This window comes from Haematobacter sp., assembly GCF_032102465.1.
Lineage (GTDB): Bacteria > Pseudomonadota > Alphaproteobacteria > Rhodobacterales > Rhodobacteraceae > Haematobacter.
Genome location: NZ_DAMDHB010000020.1, coordinates 37887 through 58723 on the forward strand (window position 1 = coordinate 37887; position 20837 = coordinate 58723).

Annotated in this window: 16 protein-coding genes; 4 read left to right on the top strand and 12 right to left on the bottom strand. The window is 66.4% G+C overall.

Translation table 11 applies throughout. The features are described from left to right. Positions 1 to 7 precede the first annotated feature (7 nt). From RT513_RS13160 to xdhA, 6 genes are all read right to left on the bottom strand, one after another. The gene (locus tag RT513_RS13160; protein ID WP_088215363.1) at positions 8 to 934 is read right to left on the bottom strand and encodes an ABC transporter permease; all 927 of its coding nucleotides are present in this window, start codon (positions 932 to 934) and stop codon (positions 8 to 10) included. After that, entirely contained in the window at positions 934 to 2013 is a 1080-nt protein-coding gene (locus RT513_RS13165; RefSeq protein ID WP_290688852.1) for an ABC transporter permease, read from the bottom strand. Before RT513_RS13165 ends, RT513_RS13160 begins: the two co-directional genes overlap by 1 nt. After that, positions 2000 to 3580: an ABC transporter ATP-binding protein gene (locus RT513_RS13170; protein ID WP_290688854.1), complete on the bottom strand. Its 1581-nt coding sequence runs from the start codon at positions 3578 to 3580 to the stop codon at positions 2000 to 2002. Before RT513_RS13170 ends, RT513_RS13165 begins: the two co-directional genes overlap by 14 nt. After that, positions 3577 to 4545, bottom strand: a complete 969-nt coding sequence (gene xdhC, locus RT513_RS13175) for a xanthine dehydrogenase accessory protein XdhC (protein WP_290688856.1) — start codon at positions 4543 to 4545, stop codon at positions 3577 to 3579. The genes RT513_RS13170 and xdhC overlap by 4 nt, the downstream gene beginning before the upstream one ends. Positions 4546 to 4699: 154 nt before the next feature. Beyond that, a complete protein-coding gene (gene xdhB / locus RT513_RS13180; protein WP_290688858.1) occupies positions 4700 to 7114 on the bottom strand; it encodes a xanthine dehydrogenase molybdopterin binding subunit in 2415 nt (804 codons plus the stop codon). After that, a complete protein-coding gene (gene xdhA / locus RT513_RS13185) occupies positions 7111 to 8499 on the bottom strand; it encodes a xanthine dehydrogenase small subunit (RefSeq protein WP_290688860.1) in 1389 nt (462 codons plus the stop codon). Before xdhA ends, xdhB begins: the two co-directional genes overlap by 4 nt. Positions 8500 to 8755: 256 nt before the next feature. Here xdhA and RT513_RS13190 point away from each other — a divergent pair, with 256 nt between their 5' ends. Then, positions 8756 to 9118 carry a VOC family protein gene (locus tag RT513_RS13190; RefSeq protein ID WP_290688862.1) on the top strand — a complete coding sequence of 121 codons (363 nt, stop codon included), beginning with the start codon at positions 8756 to 8758 and terminating at the stop codon, positions 9116 to 9118. Here RT513_RS13190 and RT513_RS13195 read toward each other — a convergent pair. Next, positions 9112 to 9489: a VOC family protein gene (locus RT513_RS13195; RefSeq protein WP_290688864.1), complete on the bottom strand. Its 378-nt coding sequence runs from the start codon at positions 9487 to 9489 to the stop codon at positions 9112 to 9114. The genes RT513_RS13190 and RT513_RS13195 overlap by 7 nt on opposite strands. Before the next feature lie 75 nt (positions 9490 to 9564). Here RT513_RS13195 and dnaE point away from each other — a divergent pair, with 75 nt between their 5' ends. Together dnaE and RT513_RS13205 are read left to right on the top strand one after the other, a co-directional pair. Further along, the gene (dnaE, locus tag RT513_RS13200) at positions 9565 to 13059 is read left to right on the top strand and encodes a DNA polymerase III subunit alpha (protein ID WP_290688866.1); all 3495 of its coding nucleotides are present in this window, start codon (positions 9565 to 9567) and stop codon (positions 13057 to 13059) included. A gap of 51 nt (positions 13060 to 13110) precedes the next feature. Beyond that, positions 13111 to 14673 (top strand): phospholipase D family protein, encoded by a 1563-nt coding sequence (locus tag RT513_RS13205; RefSeq protein ID WP_290688868.1) that lies wholly within the window; start codon positions 13111 to 13113, stop codon positions 14671 to 14673. A gap of 588 nt (positions 14674 to 15261) precedes the next feature. Here RT513_RS13205 and RT513_RS13210 read toward each other — a convergent pair. Genes RT513_RS13210 through tpiA form a run of 3 tightly spaced genes read right to left on the bottom strand, consistent with a single transcriptional unit; the run spans position 15262 to position 17698 of the window. Continuing rightward, positions 15262 to 15774 (bottom strand): GNAT family N-acetyltransferase, encoded by a 513-nt coding sequence (locus tag RT513_RS13210; protein WP_290688870.1) that lies wholly within the window; start codon positions 15772 to 15774, stop codon positions 15262 to 15264. Beyond that, complete coding sequence (locus RT513_RS13215) at positions 15771 to 16958, bottom strand: cytochrome P450 (protein ID WP_290688872.1); 1188 nt, start codon at positions 16956 to 16958, stop codon at positions 15771 to 15773. The genes RT513_RS13210 and RT513_RS13215 overlap by 4 nt, the downstream gene beginning before the upstream one ends. Further along, entirely contained in the window at positions 16955 to 17698 is a 744-nt protein-coding gene (gene tpiA, locus RT513_RS13220) for a triose-phosphate isomerase (RefSeq protein ID WP_088215352.1), read from the bottom strand. Before tpiA ends, RT513_RS13215 begins: the two co-directional genes overlap by 4 nt. 118 nt (positions 17699 to 17816) lie before the next feature. On the opposite strand from tpiA, the gene RT513_RS13225 reads away from it, so the two are divergent. Next, a complete protein-coding gene (locus RT513_RS13225; RefSeq protein ID WP_290688875.1) occupies positions 17817 to 19415 on the top strand; it encodes a peptide chain release factor 3 in 1599 nt (532 codons plus the stop codon). Positions 19416 to 19417: 2 nt separating this feature from the next. On the opposite strand, the gene RT513_RS13230 is transcribed toward RT513_RS13225, so the two are convergent. Next, the gene (locus RT513_RS13230) at positions 19418 to 20182 is read right to left on the bottom strand and encodes a transglutaminase-like domain-containing protein (protein WP_290688877.1); all 765 of its coding nucleotides are present in this window, start codon (positions 20180 to 20182) and stop codon (positions 19418 to 19420) included. Positions 20183 to 20248: 66 nt separating this feature from the next. Next, the gene (locus RT513_RS13235; protein ID WP_179209164.1) at positions 20249 to 20665 is read right to left on the bottom strand and encodes an OsmC family peroxiredoxin; all 417 of its coding nucleotides are present in this window, start codon (positions 20663 to 20665) and stop codon (positions 20249 to 20251) included. Between the last annotated feature and the right edge of the window lie 172 nt (positions 20666 to 20837).

Sequence of the window (20837 nt, forward strand, 5' to 3'; positions counted from 1 at the left end):
ATTGGCCTCAGGACGAGGCATGGAATACCCGGCCGAGCGACCCGGGCGCGCCCCGCGCCCGCCGCCCGCCCGATATGAGGACGAGGACGATGATAGTGATGACGTAGGGTGCCATCGAAAGGTATTGTACCGGAATGTTCACCCCGCGCGCCTGCAGGTTCAACTGCAATACAGTGACGCCGCCAAAGAGATAGGCGCCGAGAACCGCGCGCCATGGCCGCCAAGAGGCAAAGACGACAATGGCAAGGGCGATCCACCCCGCGCCGGCCGTCATGCCCTCCGTCCATTGCGGCACACGCACGAGGCTGAGATAGCCTCCGCCCAGCCCGGCACAGGCTCCGCCGAACAGGATGGCGAGGAAGCGGATGCGCAGCACACGGTAGCCGAGCGCATGGGCGGCGTCGTGGTTTTCCCCCACGGCGCGGAGCACCAGCCCGCCGCGGGTTCGCGTCAGCCACCACCAGACCGCAAGCGTCAGAAGCAGCGAGCCATAGACCCAGATGTCATGACGGAAGAGCATCGGCCCCAGCACCGGCAGATCCGACAGGGGGCCAAGGTCCAGCTTCGGCGTGCTCACCGGGCGCATGCTGCTGTAGCCCTGCCCGATGAGCGCAGAAAGCCCCAGCCCGAAGAGCGTGAGCGCAAGCCCCGTCGCGACCTGATTGGACAGCAGAAACAGCACCAGCACCGCGAAAAGCGCCGCGAGCAGCGCCCCGCCCAGAGCTGCTCCGAGCATACCCAGCACAGGGTTTGTCGTATGGATCGTGGTGGCGAAGCCGCAGACCGCGCCGCAGATCATCATCCCTTCCACTCCGAGGTTCAGAACGCCCGCGCGCTCCACCACCAGCTCACCGATGGCGGCGAAGAGGATGGGGGTCGAGGCGACCATCAGCATGGCGACAAGGGTCGGAATGTCGAAACCGGCAATGACCATCACGCGGTCTCCTTCGCGATGCGGATGCGATAGTTGGGCAGAACGTCCAGCGCGAGGAGGAAGAACAGCAGCATCCCCTGAAATGCCTGTATGGCGGAGGCCGGAAGGCCCAGCGTGGATTGCGCGATCTCTCCGCCGATATAGGTCAGTGCCAGCAGGAACCCGGCAAGTACGATGCCCACCGGGTGCAGGCGCCCGAGAAACGCCACGATGATCGCCGTGAAGCCGTAACCGGTGGCGAAGTCGGGCGACAATGTGCCGGAAGGGCCGGACACCTCGAACATGCCGGCCAACCCTGCCAGCGCCCCCGAGATGCCAAGGCAAAGCACCACCAGCCGGTCCGGGCTCACTCCGGCGAAGCGCGCGGCCCGTGGCGCCAGACCTGCCACGCGGATACGAAAGCCCAGGATATGCCGGGACAGGATCACCCATGTCGCAATCACTGCCAGACCGGCCGCGATGACCCCCCAATGGATGCCGGTGCCATCCCACAGCTCGGGGTTGGCGGCGGGCGGATACTGCTGGAGGTTGCGGCTGCCCGGAAAGCCGTAGCCTTGGGGGTTTTTCAGCGGGCCGAAAGCCACCCAGGACAGGATGTGCCCCGCTACATAGACCAGCATGAGCGAAACAAGGATCTCCGACGTGCCGAAACGGGTTTTGAGCACCGCCGGGATCATGGCCCAGAGGAACCCTCCCAATGCTGCCGCGACCACCATCAGCGGGAATATGTACCACCCCTCCGCCGGGTAGAAGGCGAGAGCCACCGCAGCTCCGCAGATCGCGCCGATGATGTATTGCCCCTCGGCCCCGATGTTCCAGATGCCCGCCCGGAAGCCCAGCGACAGGCCGGTCGCGATAAGGATGAGCGGCGCCGCCTTCACGAAAAGCTGGGGACGGTAATACCAGGCGTTCTCCGAAAACAGCGGATCCCAGAAGATCGTGCGGATCGCCATGACGGGATCCTTGCCCAGAAGCGCAAACAGCAGCCCGCCGAATATCATCGTCAGGACCACGGCGAGGAGGGGCGTCGCAAGCGCCCAGAGACGGGAAGGCGTCCCGCGTTTCTCAAGCCGGATCATGCAAGACCTCGCCCGCGTCGGGATCGGCGGGGCGCATGCCATGGGCCCCCCCCATCATCAGCCCGATTTCTTCGATCGTCAGGCCCTGCGTCGGTCGCGGCTCTGAAAGGCGTCCTTCGTTCAGCGCCGCGAAACGGTCGGCGATTTCCATGAGTTCGTCCAGATCCTGACTGATTACCACGAGCGCCGCGCCCCCGGCCGCAAGGTCGATCAGCGACTGCCGGATGGCCGCCGCCGCCGCCGCATCCACGCCCCAAGTGGGTTGGTTGACGATGAGGGCGCGGGGCGATTGAAGCACCTCCCGCCCGATGACGAATTTCTGCAGGTTGCCGCCTGACAGGGCACGGGCCGCGGTTTCCGTACCGGGTGTGCGCACATCGAAATCACCGATGATCCTGGCTGCAAAGCTGCGGGCGCGGGTCCAGTCGATAAAGCCGTTGCGCAGCAGGTTCTCCCGCGTGCCACCGGTGAGCAGGGCGTTTTCCGTCAGGCTCATCTCGGGCACGGCGGCATGGCCCAGCCGTTCCTCCGGAGCCGACAGCAGGCCGCGCGCCCGCCGCTCCTCCGGACCCATCGCGCCGATCGGGGTGCCTTCGAGGAGCACGCATTGCTGCGCTGATCGCGCCTCGCCCGAAAGCGCGGCCAGCAACTCGTCCTGACCATTCCCGGCCACACCGCCGATGCCGAGGATTTCCCCTTCGCGCACCGTGAATGTCACGTCCCGGAGGGTGGTGCCGAAGGCCGCGGGGGAGGACAGCGTAAGGTTCCGCACCTCCAGCACCGGCTTGCCGGGGGAGAGGGCGGGGCGGCTGGGGGTCTGCAGGGTGGTGCCGACCATCATCTCCGCCAGTTCGCGCGCGCTCCGCTCCGCCGGGGCGCATTCGCCCACCACCTTGCCCAGTCGCAGGATGGTGGCGGAGTCGCAGAGCGAGCGGATCTCCTCCAGCTTGTGGGAAATATAGAGGATCGACGTGCCCTCTGCCGACAACTGGCGCAGGGTTCGGAACAGGATCTCCACCTCCTGCGGGGTCAGGACGGAAGTCGGCTCGTCCATGATGAGCAACTTCGGATCCTGGAGGAGGCAGCGGATGATCTCGACCCTCTGGCGTTCGCCGGCGGAGAGATCGCCCACCAGGCGCGCCGGGTCGAGCGGCAGGCCGTAGGTCTCGCTCACTTCCCGGATGCGGGAGGAGAGAGCGCGCAGCGGCGGCGGGTTCTCCATCCCCAGCGCCACGTTCTCCGCCACAGTCAGCGCCTCGAACAGCGAGAAATGCTGGAAGACCATGGCAACGCCACGGCTCCGCGCCTCCCGGGGTTCGGCGGGCGCATAGGGCTGACCGGCAAAGGTCATCCGCCCGCTGTCCGGCCGTACGAGGCCGTAGATCATCTTGACCAGCGTCGATTTGCCCGCGCCGTTCTCTCCCAACAGGGCATGGACTTCACCGGCATCCACCACGAAGGAGACGTTGCTGTTCGCGACCACGCCGGGATAGGCCTTGGTCACGCCTTCCACCCGGAGCAATGGCATGGCTCCGCCAGCGGCGGTTTTGCTGTGTTCCCCGTTCATGCCCCAGTCACCAGGCGCTTTCCTTTTTTCGTGGATTGGCTTGCTTGCGCAGGCTTTAGTAGCTGTGCGGCAACGCCGACGGCAATGGCTTGCGGGTGTTTGCCAAGCGTTGGATCGCCTATCGGGCAGGCAATGGCGTCAATTTGTGCAGCCGCGTGCCCCAGCTTGGTCAGGCGAGACCGGAAACGCGCCCATTTCGTCGCGGATCCGATAAGGCCGCAGCGCGAAAACCCGTGCAGAAGCAGGGCATGGCAGAGCGCGAAGTCGATCTCGTGGGAAAAGGTGAGGATCAGGTGTTCCGCCTCTTTCGGCGCATGCCTGACCAGCCGTGCCGGCTCTGCGGCGATGAGCCCGCGCACCCCGTCCGGCAGGCTCTCGGGCATTCGGCTCTCGGAGGTGTCGATGAGCGTGATGTCGAAGTCTGGCAGCGGGGCCAGAACCGCGGCAATGGCCCTTCCGACATGACCGGCACCCCAGATCCACGTGGCGCGGGGTTCTGCCGCAAGCGGTTCGATCAACCAGCCCTGGCTGAATGCCGGGCGCGGCAGCGTTCCCGCCCTGCGCGCATGGGCAAGGCTCCGGCGGAGCGCCAGCGGCATCTGCGCCTCTCCCTCCACGCGGCGGGCAAAGCCCGGCAGCGTGTAGGGCAGCTCGGCCAAGCGCGCCGAAGTCCAGACTTCCGTGACGAGGGTCACCGCCCCGCCGCAGCACTGTCCCAGCGCCGGGCCAAGCGGCAGGCGCTGCACCGCGCTCTCCGTTCCTCTGGCGATCTGTGCCCGGGCAGCGGCGATCGCCTGCCACTCCAGAGCGCCCCCGCCGATGGTGCCGGAGATGCCGTCGGCCCAGACCAGCATTGCCGTGCCCGCTTCCCGCGGAGCGGAGCCTTGCACCTCCGCGACGACGATCCGCGCGACGGGTCCGTGGGTTTCAGTGAACGTGGCAAGAAGGCTGCGATCGAAGCTCATTCCCGGCGCCTCCGTTGCTGTGTTGCCGGGGGCGGCCCGGGGTGTCGCGCCCTCTTGCCCTCAACCGTCACCGAGGGGTCGGTCCTCTTCAGCGGTCCGGGCCGGGGGCCGCGGGGGGCGTCCCCCGCGCCGCCGGAGGCATGCGCGCTCCGGGTCATGGCTGCCTCCGCTGCCGGGCGATGGCCGAGAGGATCCGCTCCGGCGTCGCGGGGGCGTGGAGATCGGGATAGGCAGAGCCGTCCCCGCAGGCCGCGACGGCGTCGGACAGGGCCATCAGTGCCGATATGCCATGCATGAAGGGCGGCTCCCCCACCGCCTTGGAGCGATAGATCGTATCCTCCCGGTTCCGGCCCTTTTCCCACAGATGCACGTTGAAGTTGCGGGGCCGATCGGAGCAGGCGGGGATCTTGTAGGTGGAGGGCGCATGGGTGCGGAGCCGCCCCTTGCCGTCCCATACCAGCTCCTCCGTGGTGAGCCAGCCCGCGCCCTGCACGTAACCGCCCTCCACCTGACCGATGTCCAGCGCAGGGTTCAGCGACGCGCCCGCGTCGTGCAGGATGTCCGTCCGCAGGATCCGGTTCTCTCCGGTCAGCGTGTCGATGACCACTTCGGTGACGGAGGCGCCATAGGCGAAGTAGAAGAACGGCCGTCCCACGCCGCGCAGCCTGTCCCATGTGATCTTCGGTGTGGCGTAGAACCCGGTGGAGGACAGGCTCACCCGGTGCTGATAGCAAAGCGCTGCCGCCTCGGCGAAGCTGTAGCTTTCGCCCGCCACCTCCACCCGTCCGTCGGCAAAGCGCACCTTGCCCGGCGTCGTCTGGTGGCTTTCGGCCAGATGGGCGGCCATCCGGTCGCGGATCGTGTCGGCCGCAGCCTTTGCCGCCATGCCGTTCAGGTCCGAGCCGGAGGAGGCTGCCGTGGCCGAGGTATTGGGCACCTTGCCGGTATCGGTCGCGGTGATCTTCACCCGGTCGGCCTCCACCCCGAAGGAAGCCGCCGTGACCTGCGCCACCTTCTGGAACAGGCCCTGTCCCATCTCCGTGCCGCCGTGGTTCAGGTGGATCGAGCCGTCCGAATAGACATGCACCAGCGCGCCCGCCTGATTGAGATGGGTGAGCGTGAAGGAGATGCCGAACTTCACCGGCGTCAGCGCGATGCCGCGCTTGAGCACCGGGCTCGTCCGGTTCCACGCGCGTATCGCCTCACGCCGGGCGGCGTAGTCGGCCATCTGTTCCAGTTCGGCGACCATCTCGTGCAGGACGAAATCCTCGACCGGCATGTGGTAGGGCGTGGTCTGAAGCCCGTCGGGATCGACACGGACCCGCTCGACCGTCTGGTCGCCGGAGGTCACGCGATCCTCGGGGATCTCGGGGCCGGGCGTTTCGGGCGCCGGTTCCCCGATGACGACTGGATGTGCCTCGGGCCGGGCGGGCGCGTAGAAGTTGAGCTTTCTGACCTCCAGCGGATCGCGCCCCACGGCATGGGCGATGTGGTCGAGAACGCGCTCGATCCCCAGCATCCCCTGCGGACCGCCGAAACCGCGATAGGCTGTGGCGCTCTGCATGTTGGTTTTCAGCCGGTGCGAGGTGATCCGGGCGGCAGGGAGGTGATAGGCATTGTCGGCATGCAGCATCGCCCGGTCGGCCACCGCGAGCGTCAGATCCTGGCTCCAGCCCGCGCGCGTGTACTGGTCGAAGGCGATGCCGAGGATCCGCCCCTCGCCGTCGATGCCCACGCGGTAGTCGATGCGGAAATCGTGCCGCTTGCCGGTGACCGTCATGTCGTCATCCCGGTCGTAGCGCATCTTGCAGGGCCGTCCCGTCGCCCGCGCCATCAGCGCACAGGCCACCGCCAGATGGTTCCCCTGACTTTCCTTGCCGCCGAAGCCGCCGCCCATGCGGCGCACCTCCACCCGCACGGCATTCATCGGCAGGTCGAGCGCCTCCGCCACCTTGTGCTGGATCTCCGTCGGGTGCTGGGTGGAGGAGTGGACGATCATGTCCCCCCCTTCCTGCGGCAGTACGAGCGCGGCCTGCCCTTCGAGATAGAAGTGCTCCTGCCCGCCCATCTCGATCCGGCCCGTCACCACGCGGGGCGCGGCGGCAATGGCGGCTTCGGCATCGCCCTTGGTCCAGGTCACCGGTCCCTGTTCGAACCGGCTGCCGGCGGCAAGTGCTGCCTCCACGCTGAGGATGGGCTCCTCTTCCGCATAGGTCACGCGGGCGAGCCTCGCGGCCTGCCGCGCCGCGCGGTGGCTCGTGGCGGCAACGATGAACAGCGGATGGCCGACATAGCGCACGGCGCCATCCGCGATCAGCGGCTCGTCATGCGCGCCGGGAGAGACGTCGGGGATCGGATGGAGATCCTCCGGCCCCATCACCGCCACCACGCCCTGCGCTGCACGCACCGGCGCGAGATCAAGGGATGTCACGCGCCCCCGCGCGACGGTGGACAGGCCGAAGGCCAGCGACAGCGTGTTGGCGGGCACGGGGATGTCATCCACGTAGCGGGCCTTGCCGCTGACATGCAGGGGGGCCGCGTCATGGGGGAGGGGTTTTGCCACGCTCATGGCTGCACCTCCAGAATGTTCACCGGCCGGCCCGCAAGGTCGTGGAAGTAGCGTGTGAGCATGTTGCCCGCCGTCTCCAGCCGGTAGGCGGCGGAGGCCCGCATGTCGGTCAGCGGCGTGAAATCTTCGGTCAGGGCGGGTATCGCGCGGGCGATGGTGGCCTCCGTCCACGGCTGGCCGATGAGCAGCCTCTCCACGCCGGAGGCGCGTTTCGGGATGCCCGCCATGCCGCCGAAGGCGATGCGCGCCGCGGTGACGGTGCCATCCTCCACCGCCACGTTGAAACAGCCGCAGACCGCGGAGATGTCCTGATCGAAGCGCTTGGAAAGCTTGTAGCAGCGCAGCCGGTCGGGCTGGCGGGGGTCGGGCTGGCGGGGAATGCTCACTGCCTCCACGAACTCTCCGGGGCGGCGATCCTGCTTGCGGTAGTCGAGGAAGAACGCCTCCAGCGGCAGCGTCCGCCGCTCCTCTCCGCGTCGCAGGTGGAGCGTCGCGCCAAGCGCGATCAGTGCGGGCGGGCCGTCGCCGATGGGGGAGCCGTTGGCGATATTGCCGCCGATCGTGCCTGCGTTGCGGATCTGGGTGCTGGCGAAGCGCCGGATCATCTCGCCGAGGCTGGGGTGGAACGGGGCCATCGCGGTTCCGAAGGCGGAGAGTGTGACGCCCGCGCCGATGCGGATCTCCTCCTCCCCGATCTCGATGCGCTTCATGTCGGCGATCCCGGCAAGGAACGCGACGGGCGCAGGATCGCGCAGGTCCTTCGTGACCCAGAGCCCCACATCCGTGGCTCCGGCGATCAGCACGGCTTCCGGGTGTTCCAGATACCACGTGGCGAGCGCATCGCTGCTGCGGGGCATGAAAACATCGTCTCCGCCGACGGGCTGCACGGCATCCTGCGCCGGGTCATGCATCCAGCCGGGCACGGGGGCGCTTTCCGCGGCCTCCGCCGCGCGCACGATCGGTGCATAGCCGGTGCAGCGGCAGAGGTTGCCCGCAAGCACCGTGTCATGGTCGCGCCGGCCGTTCAGATGCGCGACGGCCATGGAAACGACGAAACCGGGCGTGCAGAAGCCGCACTGGCTGCCGTGTTTCTCCACCATCGCGGTCTGGACGGGATGCGGCTCGCCCGCAGGCCCGGCGATGCCTTCGACGGTGCGGACGGCCTTGCCGTGAAGCTGCGGCAGAAACAGGATGCAGGCGTTGAGCGCGCGTGCGCCGTCCTCATCGGCGACCATCACCGTGCAGGCGCCGCAGTCGCCCTCGTTACAGCCTTCCTTGGTTCCGGTAAGGCCGCGGTCCTCACGCAGCCAGTCGAGAAGGGTCCGGGTCGGCGGTTCGCCCGCAACCCTGACCGGCGTTCCGTTCAGCAGAAACGCGATCTCCATTGAATATGACCTGCCGCTTTACTCCCTGAAGCGTCTGGTGCCCCGTCCGATGCGGCGTAAGAGGGGCGCGCGTTCTTGAGGTCGAGGTAAGCGCAGCCCCTCCCCCTTGGCAACAGATATCTGCGCGCGGCGCCTGCCGGAGCGTTGTCTCGCGCCGGGAATGTGATCGCAATGCTCATAAAATGTCGCCGGATAAGGGAATTGGCTCTTTCCGCGTGCGATTGACGTTCGGGAACAGGGGTGGAAGGGTGGTCGGATGGCGCTCCTGTCCATTCATCATGTCCAGCTTGCCTTGCCGGAGGGAGGCGAGGATGCCGCGCGCGCCTTCTTTCCCCACCTCGGCTTTGCGGAAGTTCCCAAGCCTCCGGCGCTTGCCGCGCGGGGCGGTGTCTGGTTCGAGGCGGGCAATGTCCGTCTCCATCTGGGGGTGGAGCAGCCGTTCCGGCCCGCCACCAAGGCGCATCCCGCGTTCGAAGTCAGCGACCTTGCCGCCATGACCCTCCGCCTGCGGGCCGCGGGCATTCCGGTGCTGGCCGATGAGGGGCTGCCGGACCATGACCGGGTTTACCTGCAAGACCCGTTCGGCAACCGGATCGAACTGCTTGAGCGACGTCAGTAAGTGGAAATCTCGATCAGATTGCCGTCCGGGTCGCGGAGGTAAACGGAGCGGATCGGCCCCTCGGCCCCCGTCCGCTCCACCGGACCCTCCTCCACCGGGGTGCCCGTCCGGGCGAGATGGCGGAGAACGTCGTCCAGCGGCGCTGCGCTGATGAAGCACAGATCGCCGGAGCCGGGGGTCGGGTGCCTGGCTTTCGGGTCGATCTCCTTGCCCCGCTGATGGAGGTTGATCTTCTGCCGGCCAAAGGCAAGGGCCCTGCGCCCCGCGCCGAAGGTCACGGCCTCCATCCCCAGCACGCGGGTATAGAACTCCACCGTCGTCTCCACCGAGGCGACGGTCAGCACGAGATGATCCAGACGTTCGATCCGCATGCCGGAACGCTAGGTGCGCGACGGAATGCTGTCCAGCACTTTGCTCCCCGCACGGGAGGGCGTAAGCTCCCGCCCATGACCGCTCCCCGATTCATCCACCTCCGCGTCCATTCCGAATATTCGCTCCTCGAAGGGGCGGTGCCGGTGAAGAAGCTCGTGAAGCTCTGCGTCGAGGCAGGGATGCCCGCCGTTGCGCTGACCGACACGAACAGCATGTTCGGCGCGCTGGAGTTTTCCACCCTGGCGAGCGGCGCGGGCGTGCAGCCCATCGTCGGCTGTCAGGTGTCCGTGCTGGCAGGGGCGGCCGCGCCCAGCCAGAAGGCCCGCCGCGCCGCGCCGGTCGTGCTGCTGGCGCAGAACGAGGCAGGCTACCGCAACCTGATGAAGCTCTCCTCCTGTCTCTATCTGGATGCGGGGGGGGAGCTGCCGTCCGTCACCGTGGAGGAGCTGGCAACCCATGCCGAGGGGCTGATCTGCCTCACCGGCGGGCCGGAGGGTGCGGTCGGCCAGCATCTGATCGCCGGTCACCGCGACAAGGCTGAGGTGCTGCTGGAGCAGCTGGCGGGCATCTATCCCGGCCGCCTTTACGTGGAGATCCAGCGCCATCCCGGAGAGGGGGGGGCTCCCGCGCTGGCGGAGCGGGCGACGGAGCAGGGATTTGTCGAGATGGCCTATGCGATGGGCCTGCCGCTCGTCGCCACCAACGATGTCTATTTCCCCAAGACCGAGATGTATGAGGCCCATGACGCGATGATCTGCATCGCGGAGGGCGCCTATGTCGATCAGCAGGAGCCGCGCCGGCGGCTGACCCCGCAGCATTACTTCAAGTCCGAGGCGGAGATGGTCACGCTCTTCGCCGATCTGCCGGAGGCGGTGGAGAACACGGTGGAGATCGCCCGCCGCTGCGCCTTCAAGGTGAAGAAGCACCCGCCCATCCTGCCGCGCTTTGCCGATGACGAGGTGGAGGAACTGCGCCGTCAGGCGTGGAACGGCCTGCGTGAGCGGCTGGCGGTGATCCCGCATTCCGCCAGCGTCGCGGAATATGAGGCGCGGCTGACCTTCGAGCTTGGCATCATCGAGCAGATGGGGTTTCCGGGCTACTTCCTGATCGTCGCCGATTTCATCAAATGGGCCAAGCAGCGCGATATCCCGGTGGGTCCGGGCCGGGGCTCGGGCGCGGGGTCGCTGGTGGCCTATGCGCTGACAATCACCGATCTTGATCCCCTGCGCTACAGCCTGCTGTTCGAACGCTTCCTGAACCCGGAACGGGTGTCGATGCCGGACTTCGACATCGACTTCTGCATGGACCGGCGGGAAGAGGTCATCCGCTACGTTCAGGAGAAATACGGCCGTGACAAGGTGGGGCAGATCATCACCTTCGGCGCGCTTCTGTCGAAGGCCGCGGTGCGCGACGTGGGCCGCGTGCTCCAGATGCCCTACGGACAGGTGGACCGTCTTTCCAAGATGATCCCGGTGGAGGGGGTGAAGCCCGTCTCCATCGCCAAGGCGCTGGCGGATGAGCCCCGCCTGCGCGAAGCCGCCCGGGCGGAGGAGGTGGTGGGCCGTCTGCTGGGCTATGCCGAGCAGATCGAGGGGCTGCTGCGCAACGCCTCCACCCATGCTGCCGGCGTGGTGATCGGGGACAGGCCGCTCGACGCGCTGGTGCCGCTCTATCAGGATCCGCGGTCTGACATGCCCGCCACCCAGTTCAACATGAAATGGGTGGAAGCGGCGGGTCTGGTGAAGTTCGACTTCCTCGGGCTGAAGACGCTGACCGTGATCCAGAACGCCATCGACCTGATCCTTGCGGGCGGCGGTGAGCTGCACCGCTCCGCCGACGGGCGGGAGCTTTACGTGCCGAAGGAGGGGGCCGCGAACGACATCGGGCATATCCCGCTCGACGACGTTCCGACCTATGAGCTTTACGCCTCCGCCAAGACGGTCGCGGTGTTCCAGGTGGAAAGCTCCGGCATGATGGATGCGCTGCGGCGCATGAAGCCCACCTGCATCGAGGATATCGTGGCGCTGGTCGCGCTCTACCGGCCCGGCCCGATGGAGAACATCCCCACCTATTGCGAGGTGAAGAACGGCCTCCGGCCCATCGAGTCGATCCACCCCTCCATCGACCATATCCTGGCCGAGACGCAGGGCATCATCGTCTATCAGGAACAGGTGATGCAGATCGCGCAGGTGATGGCGGGCTACAGCCTGGGCGGCGCCGACCTGCTCCGCCGGGCCATGGGCAAGAAGATCGCCGAGGAGATGGCGAAGGAGCGGCCCAAGTTCGTCAACGGTGCCGTGGAGAACGGCGTGAACACGAAGAAGGCGGGCGAGGTCTTCGACCTCCTGGAGAAATTCGCAAACTACGGCTTCAACAAGTCGCACGCCGCCGCCTATGCCGTGGTGAGCTACCAGACCGCCTGGCTCAAGGCGAACCATCCCGTGGAGTTCATGGCCGCCGTCATGAACTGCGATATCCACCTGACCGACAAGCTGAACGTCTACAAGCGCGAGGTCGACCGGCTGGGGATCGAGACGGTGCCGCCTTGCGTGAACCGCTCGCTCGCCACCTTCAGCGTGAAGGACGGGCGCGTCGTCTATGCCTTGGGTGCCCTGAAGAACGTGGGGGTGGAGGCGATGCGCGCCATCGTGGAGGCGCGGGGCGACAGACCGTTCCGCGACCTGTTCGATGTCGCCCGGAGGGTGGACCTGAAACGGATCGGCAAGCGTCCCCTGGAGATGTTGGCGCGGGCAGGGGCCTTCGACACGCTGGACCGCAACCGGCGCCGGGTGTTCGACAGCCTCGATGCGCTGGTCGCCTGGTCCGCCGCCGTACATGAGGCGCGCGTCTCGGCGCAGGTATCGCTGTTTGGCGAGGCGGGAGACGATCTGCCGGAGCCGCGGCTGGTGAACTGCGACGACTGGCTGCCGGTGGAGCGGCTGGCGGAGGAGCATCAGGCCATCGGCTTCTACCTCTCCGGCCACCCGCTGGACGACTACATGCCCGCCCTGAAACGCAAGGGTGTCCTGACGCTGGAGGCGCTGACCCGGCAGGCCGAACGCGGGCCGACCGTGGCGAAGCTTGCGGGTTCCGTTTCCTCCCGGCAGGAAAGGAAATCGGCCAAGGGGAACCGTTTCGCCTTCGTGCAGCTTTCGGATCCGACAGGACTATACGAGGTGACGGTGTTTTCGGAGACGTTGGAGGCGACGCGGCAGTTTCTGGAGCCGGGATCGGCGGTCGTGCTGACGGTGGAGGCGACGATGGAGGCCGACACTCTGAAACTGCTGGCGCGGGGCGCTGCGCCCATCGACGGCGTGGTGGCCGATGCGGGAACCGCCGGGCTTCGCATCCATCTGAAGGAGGCGCGCGCCGCGCGTTCCGTCGCCGCGCTGTTCGAGCGGATGGCGGAGCAGCGCATACGCTCGCGCGCGCCGATCGAATTCTGTGTGACCGACCCGGAGACGGGCCGGGAGATCGTCATCCGTCTGGGCGAGGATTATCCGGTGTCTCCGCAGATCAAAGGCGCGATCAAGGCCATCGGGGGGGTGAGCCTTGTCGAGGAAGTCTGACGCGCGCCCGGGGGACGCTGAATCGGATGACACGGAACCGGGTGCGGCGGAATGATGCGTGCCGTGTTGATCGGTCTGGCAATCGTCGCGCTGGCCATTGTCGCGGCCATCGTTGTGCTGCGCCTGATGTTTCCGCTACCCTCGCTCGACGGACGGACGGAAACGCATGCCGTTCCGCCCTCGGCGGAGACGCCGCTCGGCAGGTTCATCGTCGGAGAGGCGGCCGCCCATGGCAAGGAGAGCGGCATAAGGGCGATCTTCAGCGGCCCCGATGCTTTTGCGGTGCGGATGGCGCTGGCCGATGCGGCGGTGCAGACGCTCGATGTCCAGTATTACATCTGGCAAAACGACCTGACCGGCACGCTGCTGCTGGACTCGCTTCGGCGGGCAGCGGACCGGGGGGTGCGTGTACGGCTGCTCGTCGATGACAACGGCGTACCCGATCTGGACCCGGAACTGGCCGCCCTGAATGAGCTCCCTAATGCGGAGGTGCGGCTTTTCAATCCGTTCACGATCCGCAATCCGCGCTGGCTCGGCTATTTCTATGATTTCGTCCGGGTGAACCGGCGGATGCACAACAAATCCTTCACGGCGGACGGTATCGCTACCGTCATCGGCGGGCGGAACGTGGGAGACATCTACTTCGAAAGCGGGCCGGACGCGCATTACCTCGATCTCGACGTGCTGGGGGTGGGGCAGGTGGCCAAGGACGTGTCGGTCGATTTCGACGGCTACTGGGCCAGTGGCTCGGCCTATCCGGTGGACCTCCTCGTCCCAGCGCCGGAGGATCCGGGCGCCCTGCTGGATGCCCGGATCGCCGCCGCCCGCAAGGACTCCGCGCATGATGCCTATGTCGCGCGCGTTCACTCCGATCCGGCGGTGAGGGAGCTTCTGGACGGGAGTTACAAAGTCGATTGGGTGCCCGTGAAACTGGTCAGCGACGATCCCGCGAAGGGGCTGGGCAAGAATGACCGGAGCGGGCTGATGGCCGTCCGGCTGGGCGAGATACTCGAAACGCCCCGGCGTTCACTCGACCTGATCTCCGCGTATTTCGTGCCGGGAAACCGGTTGTCCGAGCAGTTCGAGGATTGGGCGCGTTCCGGCGTGACGGTGCGGGTTCTCACCAATTCACAGGATGCGACAGACGTTCTGCCCGTGCATTCCGGCTATATCAAGCATCGCAAACCTTTGGCAGAGGCGGGGGTGCGGCTCTACGAACTGAAGTCGGATGCGGGCAGCAACCAACGGCGGCAAACGGAGAATTTCGGCTTTCTCGGCTCTTCCATGACCAGCCTGCACGCCAAGACCTTCACCGTCGATGCGGCGCGGATCTTCATCGGGTCGTTCAACTTCGATCCGCGCTCGGCCTATCTGAACACGGAAATGGGGTTCCTGATCGAAAGCCCCGATCTCGCGCAGCGCATGGGCAGCGCCTTTGACTCCCAGATCCCCGATGAGGCCTACAGCGTGGTTCTGGAGAATGACCGGATCGTCTGGCTGGATCCCGTGCCGGGCGGCGAGCCTGTCACCCATCTGACCGAACCGAACACCACATGGCTTTCGCGTGCCACGGTCCGGTTCCTGAGCTGGCTGCCGATCGACTGGCTGCTCTAGCCCTGTTCTGCCAAAAGCCAAAAGATTCGGGGTTCTCTTTGCAGCAGGTTTGCAATGGGAGCTTTGGATCGACCGATGCCTTGGGGCGTGCAAAGGGGAGCGGATCGGCGGCCATAGCTCTAGCAGGCTGCTGAAAAAGTCCTGAAGTGCCATGCCTATGTGCCGAAGAGCGGAAAATCGGCCCGGAAACGCCGGGAAGTCTATAGATTTCCGGCTGGATTTTGTCAGATCGCGAACGATTTCCGCTCCAACACAGGCCAAAAAGCCTTTTTCAGAAGCTTGCTAGCCCTGTTCGGCCAAAGCCAAAAGATTCGAGATTCTCTTTGCAGCAGGTTTGCAATGGGGGCTTTGGATCGGCCGATGCTTTGGGATGTGCAAAGGGGAGCGGATCGGCGGCCATAGCTCTAGGGGATGAGTGAACAGGCCAATCAGGCCGCGACAGGAAGCACTCCCCTCAAAAACAAGGCTGCATCAGCCGGTTTTCGGGAGAACTCCGAAGCGGCGCTCTCCCCCCTTCTCAATCCGTCGATCACCGGTTTCCGAGGGGAGAGGCCACCATCCGCGGCATTCCCGGCGCGCGGCTCTGGATCAGCGATCCTTCACAGGTGCCACGTCCAGCCGGAGCTGCATCAGGACGAGATCCAGCCAGCGCCCCTGCCGCACGCCCACCTCGGGCATCATGCCGACATGGGTGAAGCCGAGTTTCTCGTGCAGCGCGATGGAGGCGGCATTGCTCGCCCCGATGGCGCCCACCATCACATGTTTGCCCGCCTCCCGCGCGGCTTCGATCAGCGCCTGCATGAGCATCCGACCGACGCCGCGCCCGCGCGCCTCAGGCGCGAGGTGAACGGAATGCTCCACCGTCAGCCGGTAGCCGGAGAAGGGCCGGAAATCACCGAAGCTGGCATATCCCAGCACGCGGCCCTCTTCCTCTGCCACAAGAACCGGATAACCCTGTGTCCGGCGGGCGGCGAGCCACTGGGCGCGGTTCTCCGCATCCACGGGGGCATCGTTCCAGATGGCATCGGTGGTGGCGAGGATGTCGTTGTAGATTTCCGCCAGTCGCGGCAGGTCGGCGGCGGTCGCTTCGCGAAGGATCATCGCGGCAGTCTTTCATAAGTGACGGGAAGGGTTTCCAGCCCGTGGAAGTGATAGACATCGGCGTAGCGCGGCGGGTGGGAGAATTGAAGCCCCTTCAGCCGTGCGAACAGGATCGGCAGGGCGATCTGCAACTCGAGCCGGGCAAGCGGCGCGCCGACGCAGAAATGGACCCCCGCGCCGAAGGCAAGCTGCGGCCCCGGTGCCCGGCGCGGGTCGAAGCGCGCGGGGTCCGGCCAGACCGCGGGGTCGCGGTTCGCGGCGGCGAGCAGGCAGCCCACCTGATCGCCGGGGCGGAAGCGATGGCCGAACAGCTCCGCCTCCTCCCGGCACCAGCGGGTGAAAAGGTGGAGCGGCGGATCATGGCGCATCACCTCCTCAACCAGCGGGGCAACGGTCTCCTCCACCGGCACGATCCCCCGAGGTATAAGCGCATTGAACGCGTTGCCAAGGGTGTGGACCGTTGCCTCATGCCCGGCGTTCAGAAGGAGGATGCAGGTGGAGATGAGTTCTTCGGTGGAGAGCCTGTCCCCCGCCGCCTCCGCCGCGATGAGGAGGGAGAGGAGATCGTCGGCCGGCGCAGCGCGGCGCTTTTCCACATGCGCCCGCAGGAAGGCCACGAAGTCCTCCGTCGCGGTGATGGCGCGGGTTTCCATCTCTGGCGTGCGCCCCGCCTGATACATGCCCACCATGGCGTTCGACCAGCGGAGCAGATCATCCGCCCGATTCTCCGGCACGCCCAGCAATCGCGCGATGACGATGACCGGGAGCTTCTGGGCAAAGGCGGGAAGCAGGTCCGCTCCGCCCTTTGGCAGCGCGTCGATCAGGTCATGGCAAAGCGCGGCGATCTCCGGCCCCAGGGCCGCGATCCGCCGGGAGGTGAAGGCGCGCAGCACCAGCCCCCGGAGCCGCGTGTGGCGGGGCGGCTCCAGCTCAAGCATGGAATGCGCCTCCACCGCATAGAACGGCGCCAGATGCGCCGGGATTTCGGGTGCGAAACCGGGCGGCGGCTCCCGCCCGAAGCGGCGGTCGCGAAGGAGGGCATTCACCTCCGCATGGCCCGCTGCGCAGAGAAGGGCGTAATCTTCCCACAGGAACAGCGGCCCCGCGGCGCGGGCCCGGTCATAGAACGGGTAGGGATCCTGCACGAAGGCGGGATCCGTCGGGGACTGGCGGAGGGCTTTCATCCGGCGGCGGAAAGCGCCTCGACGATAGGGGCAAAATCCTCCGCCTTCAGCGAGGCGCCTCCGACCAGCGCCCCATCGACATTCGCTATGGCGAAGACGCTCGTGCAGTTGCTGGCCTTCACCGATCCGCCATAGAGCAGCCGCATCCCGTTGCCCGCAGTTCCGTAGCGGATGGCGAGGCGGCTGCGCAGAAAGGCGTGAACCTCCGCGATCTCGGTGGCGGTGGGGGTGCGGCCGGTGCCGATGGCCCAGACGGGTTCATAGGCGATGACCGTGTTCTCCGCGCTCGCGCCATCGGGAAGCGAGCCTTCGACCTGACGCCCGATGACGTTCAGCGTCCCTCCCGCGTCCCGCTCCTCCTCAGTCTCACCCACGCAGACGATGGCGACGAGGCCTGCCGCCCATGCGGCCTGCACCTTGGCGCGGACGACCTCATCCGTCTCGCCGTGGTCGCTCCGGCGCTCGGAATGGCCGAGGATCACATGGGTCGCGCCGGCATCGGCCAGCATCCCGGCGGAGATGTCGCCGGTATGCGCGCCGGAGGTCAGCCAGTGGCAATCCTGCCCGCCCACGGCGATGGCGCCCTCTGCCTTGTGGACAAGCGGTGCGATCAGCGTGGCGGGGGGGCAGATCAGCACGTCGCACCCCGGTTCCGGGCAGGCGGCGATCAGCCGCTCCACTTCGGCCAGAGAGGTTCGAGTGCCGTTCATCTTCCAGTTACCAGCCGCAAGCTTCCGCATCCCGTCTCTCCGTCATGGCTTTTCTCCAGCAATAGGCGATCACCGGACGGCGCGAAAGCACCCCCTTCGGCGGAGGCCGCGATTGCGCCGGTGCGTGGCTTCCGCTATTCGCGGGCGCATGTCACAGAACCGCCCCGCCCTTCCGCCCGAAATCGCCCGCCGGCGCACGTTTGCGATCATCTCGCACCCGGACGCCGGCAAGACCACGCTGACCGAGAAGTTCCTGCTGTTCGGCGGGGCGATCCAGATGGCCGGCCAGGTCCGGGCGAAGGGGGAGGCGCGGCGCACCCGTTCCGACTTCATGAAGATGGAGCAGGACCGGGGCATCTCCGTCTCCGCCTCCGCCATGTCGTTCGATTACCGGGAATTCCGGTTCAATCTCGTGGACACGCCCGGCCACTCCGATTTCTCGGAGGATACCTATCGCACGCTGACGGCGGTGGACGCGGCCATCATGGTGATCGACGGCGCAAAGGGCGTGGAGAGCCAGACCCGCAAGCTGTTCGAGGTCTGCCGCCTGCGCGACCTGCCGATCCTGACCTTCTGCAACAAGATGGACAGGGAAAGTCGCGATACGTTCGAGATCATCGACGAGATCCAGGAAAACCTCGCCATCGACGTGTGTCCTGCCAGTTGGCCCATCGGTGTGGGGCGCGACTTCCTTGGCTGTTACGACATCCTGCACGACCGGCTGGAACTGATGGACCGGGCTGACCGGAACCGGGTGGCGGAATCGATCAAGATCAGCGGACTGGATGATCCGAAGCTGGCCGATCACGTCCCCGCCGACCTGCTGGCGAAGCTGCGCGAGGAACTGGAGATGGCGCGCGAGCTTCTGCCCGCCTTCGACCGGGAGGCGCTGCTGAACGGCTCGCTGACGCCGATCTGGTTCGGCTCCGCGATCAATTCCTTCGGGGTGAAAGAACTGATGGACGGCATGGGCGAATGGGGACCGGAGCCGCAGCCGCAGAAGGCGCTGGAGCGGCAGATCCTGCCCGAGGAAACCGCCGTGACCGGCTTTGTCTTCAAGGTGCAGGCGAACATGGACCCGAAGCACCGGGACCGCGTGGCCTTCGTGCGGCTGGCATCGGGACATTTCGAGCGCGGGATGAAGCTCCTGCACGTTCGGACAAAGAAACCCATGGCGGTGTCGAACCCCGTCCTGTTCCTTGCCGCCGACCGGGAACTGGCGGAGGAAGGCTGGGCGGGGGACATCATCGGCATCCCCAACCATGGCCAGCTTCGGATCGGCGATGCGCTGACGGAAGGCGAGGCGCTGCATTTCACCGGCATCCCGTCCTTCGCGCCGGAACTGCTGCAGACTGTGCGCGCGGGTGATCCGATGAAGGCCAAGCACCTTGAAAAGGCGCTGATGCAGTTCGCGGAGGAGGGCGCCGCGAAAGTATTCAAGCCGATGATCGGCTCCGGCTTCATCGTCGGCGTGGTGGGCGCGCTGCAGTTCGAGGTGCTGGCGAGCAGGATCGAACAGGAATACTCGCTGCCCGTGCGGTTCGAGGGCTCGCAGTTCACTTCCGCGCGCTGGGTCTCCGGCCCGAAGGCGGAGCTGGAGCGGTTCGTCAACATCAACAAGGGTCATATCGCCGAGGATCACGACGGCGACGTGGTATTCCTGACGCGGCTGCAATGGGACATCGACAGGGTTCAGCGCGACTTTCCCGATCTGAAGCTGACCGCGACCAAGGAGATGATGGTCTGAGGTTAGACCGCATCCGTCCAGACGCGGAACCCTTTCAGCTCATGCGGGCCATAGCTGGCAAGCATGGGCACATCCGCCGCATCCCGGCCGCGCGCGATGACGATGCGCCCGATGCGCCGCGCGTTGTTGCGGGGGTCGAAGGTCCACCAGCGATCCCCGAGCCACACTTCCATCCAGGCGGAAAAGTCCATCGGGCTGGGCTGGGCCGGGATCCCGATATCGCCGAGATACCCGTTGACGTAGCGCGCGGGGATATTCAGCGCGCGGCAGAAGGTGATGGCGAGATGCGCGAAGTCGCGGCAGACGCCCGTGCCGTCCGCAAGGGTCTGGGAGGCGGTTCGGGTGGAACTGGCGCGGGCATAGTCGAAGGCGACCTGCGACTTGCCGTAGTCGAGAATCGCCTGAACCCGGCTCCTGCCCGGCGGGAGGTTTCCGAACAGATCCCAGGCGCGCTGGCTCATCATGTCGGTTTCGCAGTATCGTGAGCCGGTGAGGTAATAGAGCGCCTCAGGCGGAAGGGCCGACACGGGATTTTCGCCCGCATCCTCGTCCGCCGCATCGGGAAGTCCGTCATCGCGGATCAGCCCGTCGAGCAGAACGGTCGTATCGCCCGCAGGCGCGGTAAAGCGGCGGCAGAGGTTGCCGTGGGCGTCCAGATAGCTTTCGACATCCTCAATGCTGCCGCGAACCTCTGCCGCCACGGGGGCCAAAAGGTCCGCCTGCCGCTCGGGATGGACGTCCAGCATCGTCACAATCGGCGTCGGCATGACACAACCGATGGTCAGTTCACAGCCGAACCGGATGGTGAGGGGATGCCGGGCGTCCAACACGGGTCAGCCTTTCCGCGCTTCCATGCTGATCTCCGCCTTGAACAGCTTGGAGACCGGGCAGCCGGTTTCTGCTTCCTTGGCGGCAGCGACGAGGGTCTCCTCATCCGCATCCGCGCGGATCACCACGACGAGATGCGCCTTGGTGATCGCACCCTGGCTCGGGTCGAGCGTGATCTTGGAGGTCGTGTCGATTTCGTGAGGGGTGATCCCCTTCTTCCCGAGGATGCTGGCGAGCGCCATGGAAAAGCAGCCGGCGTGGGCCGCACCCAGAAGCTCCTCCGGGTTGGAGCCGCCGCTTTTCTCGAACCGTGTCGCGTAGCTATAGGACTTGTCCGTCAGCGCATTGCTTTGCGTGCTGAGCGAACCGTGGCCTTCTTTCAGCGATCCGTTCCAGACTGCGGTGCCGTATTTCTCGATCATGGGAACTCTCCTTGTTACGGGACAACGCGGTGCCCCGCTCATTGGTTTCACCGTCGCGGGCATCCGGCAAGCGGCGAATGCGGCCGCTGAGGAGCATCTGGGCCGCGATTGTTGACCTTCCAGTGGAATTACTGTAAGCAATTGCGTCCGCTCCTGCGGACCCGAGCCGGGA

Bases quoted from the DNA above. Each gene is read 5' to 3' on its own strand.
- RT513_RS13215 (WP_290688872.1), bottom strand. From the start codon at position 16,958: ATGAAAGCCCTCCGCCAGTCCCCGACGGATCCCGCCTTCGTGCAGGAT.
- tpiA (WP_088215352.1), bottom strand. From the start codon at position 17,698: ATGCGGAAGCTTGCGGCTGGTAACTGGAAGATGAACGGCACTCGAACC.
- dnaE (WP_290688866.1), top strand. From the start codon at position 9,565: ATGACCGCTCCCCGATTCATCCACCTCCGCGTCCATTCCGAATATTCG.
- RT513_RS13225 (WP_290688875.1), top strand. From the start codon at position 17,817: ATGTCACAGAACCGCCCCGCCCTTCCGCCCGAAATCGCCCGCCGGCGC.
- RT513_RS13230 (WP_290688877.1), bottom strand. From the start codon at position 20,182: ATGCCGACGCCGATTGTGACGATGCTGGACGTCCATCCCGAGCGGCAG.
- RT513_RS13205 (WP_290688868.1), top strand. From the start codon at position 13,111: ATGATGCGTGCCGTGTTGATCGGTCTGGCAATCGTCGCGCTGGCCATT.
- xdhB (WP_290688858.1), bottom strand. From the start codon at position 7,114: ATGAGCGTGGCAAAACCCCTCCCCCATGACGCGGCCCCCCTGCATGTC.
- xdhA (WP_290688860.1), bottom strand. From the start codon at position 8,499: ATGGAGATCGCGTTTCTGCTGAACGGAACGCCGGTCAGGGTTGCGGGC.
- RT513_RS13235 (WP_179209164.1), bottom strand. From the start codon at position 20,665: ATGATCGAGAAATACGGCACCGCAGTCTGGAACGGATCGCTGAAAGAA.
- RT513_RS13170 (WP_290688854.1), bottom strand. From the start codon at position 3,580: ATGAACGGGGAACACAGCAAAACCGCCGCTGGCGGAGCCATGCCATTG.
- RT513_RS13195 (WP_290688864.1), bottom strand. From the start codon at position 9,489: ATGCGGATCGAACGTCTGGATCATCTCGTGCTGACCGTCGCCTCGGTG.
- RT513_RS13190 (WP_290688862.1), top strand. From the start codon at position 8,756: ATGGCGCTCCTGTCCATTCATCATGTCCAGCTTGCCTTGCCGGAGGGA.
- RT513_RS13160 (WP_088215363.1), bottom strand. From the start codon at position 934: ATGGTCATTGCCGGTTTCGACATTCCGACCCTTGTCGCCATGCTGATG.
- xdhC (WP_290688856.1), bottom strand. From the start codon at position 4,545: ATGAGCTTCGATCGCAGCCTTCTTGCCACGTTCACTGAAACCCACGGA.
- RT513_RS13165 (WP_290688852.1), bottom strand. From the start codon at position 2,013: ATGATCCGGCTTGAGAAACGCGGGACGCCTTCCCGTCTCTGGGCGCTT.
- RT513_RS13210 (WP_290688870.1), bottom strand. From the start codon at position 15,774: ATGATCCTTCGCGAAGCGACCGCCGCCGACCTGCCGCGACTGGCGGAA.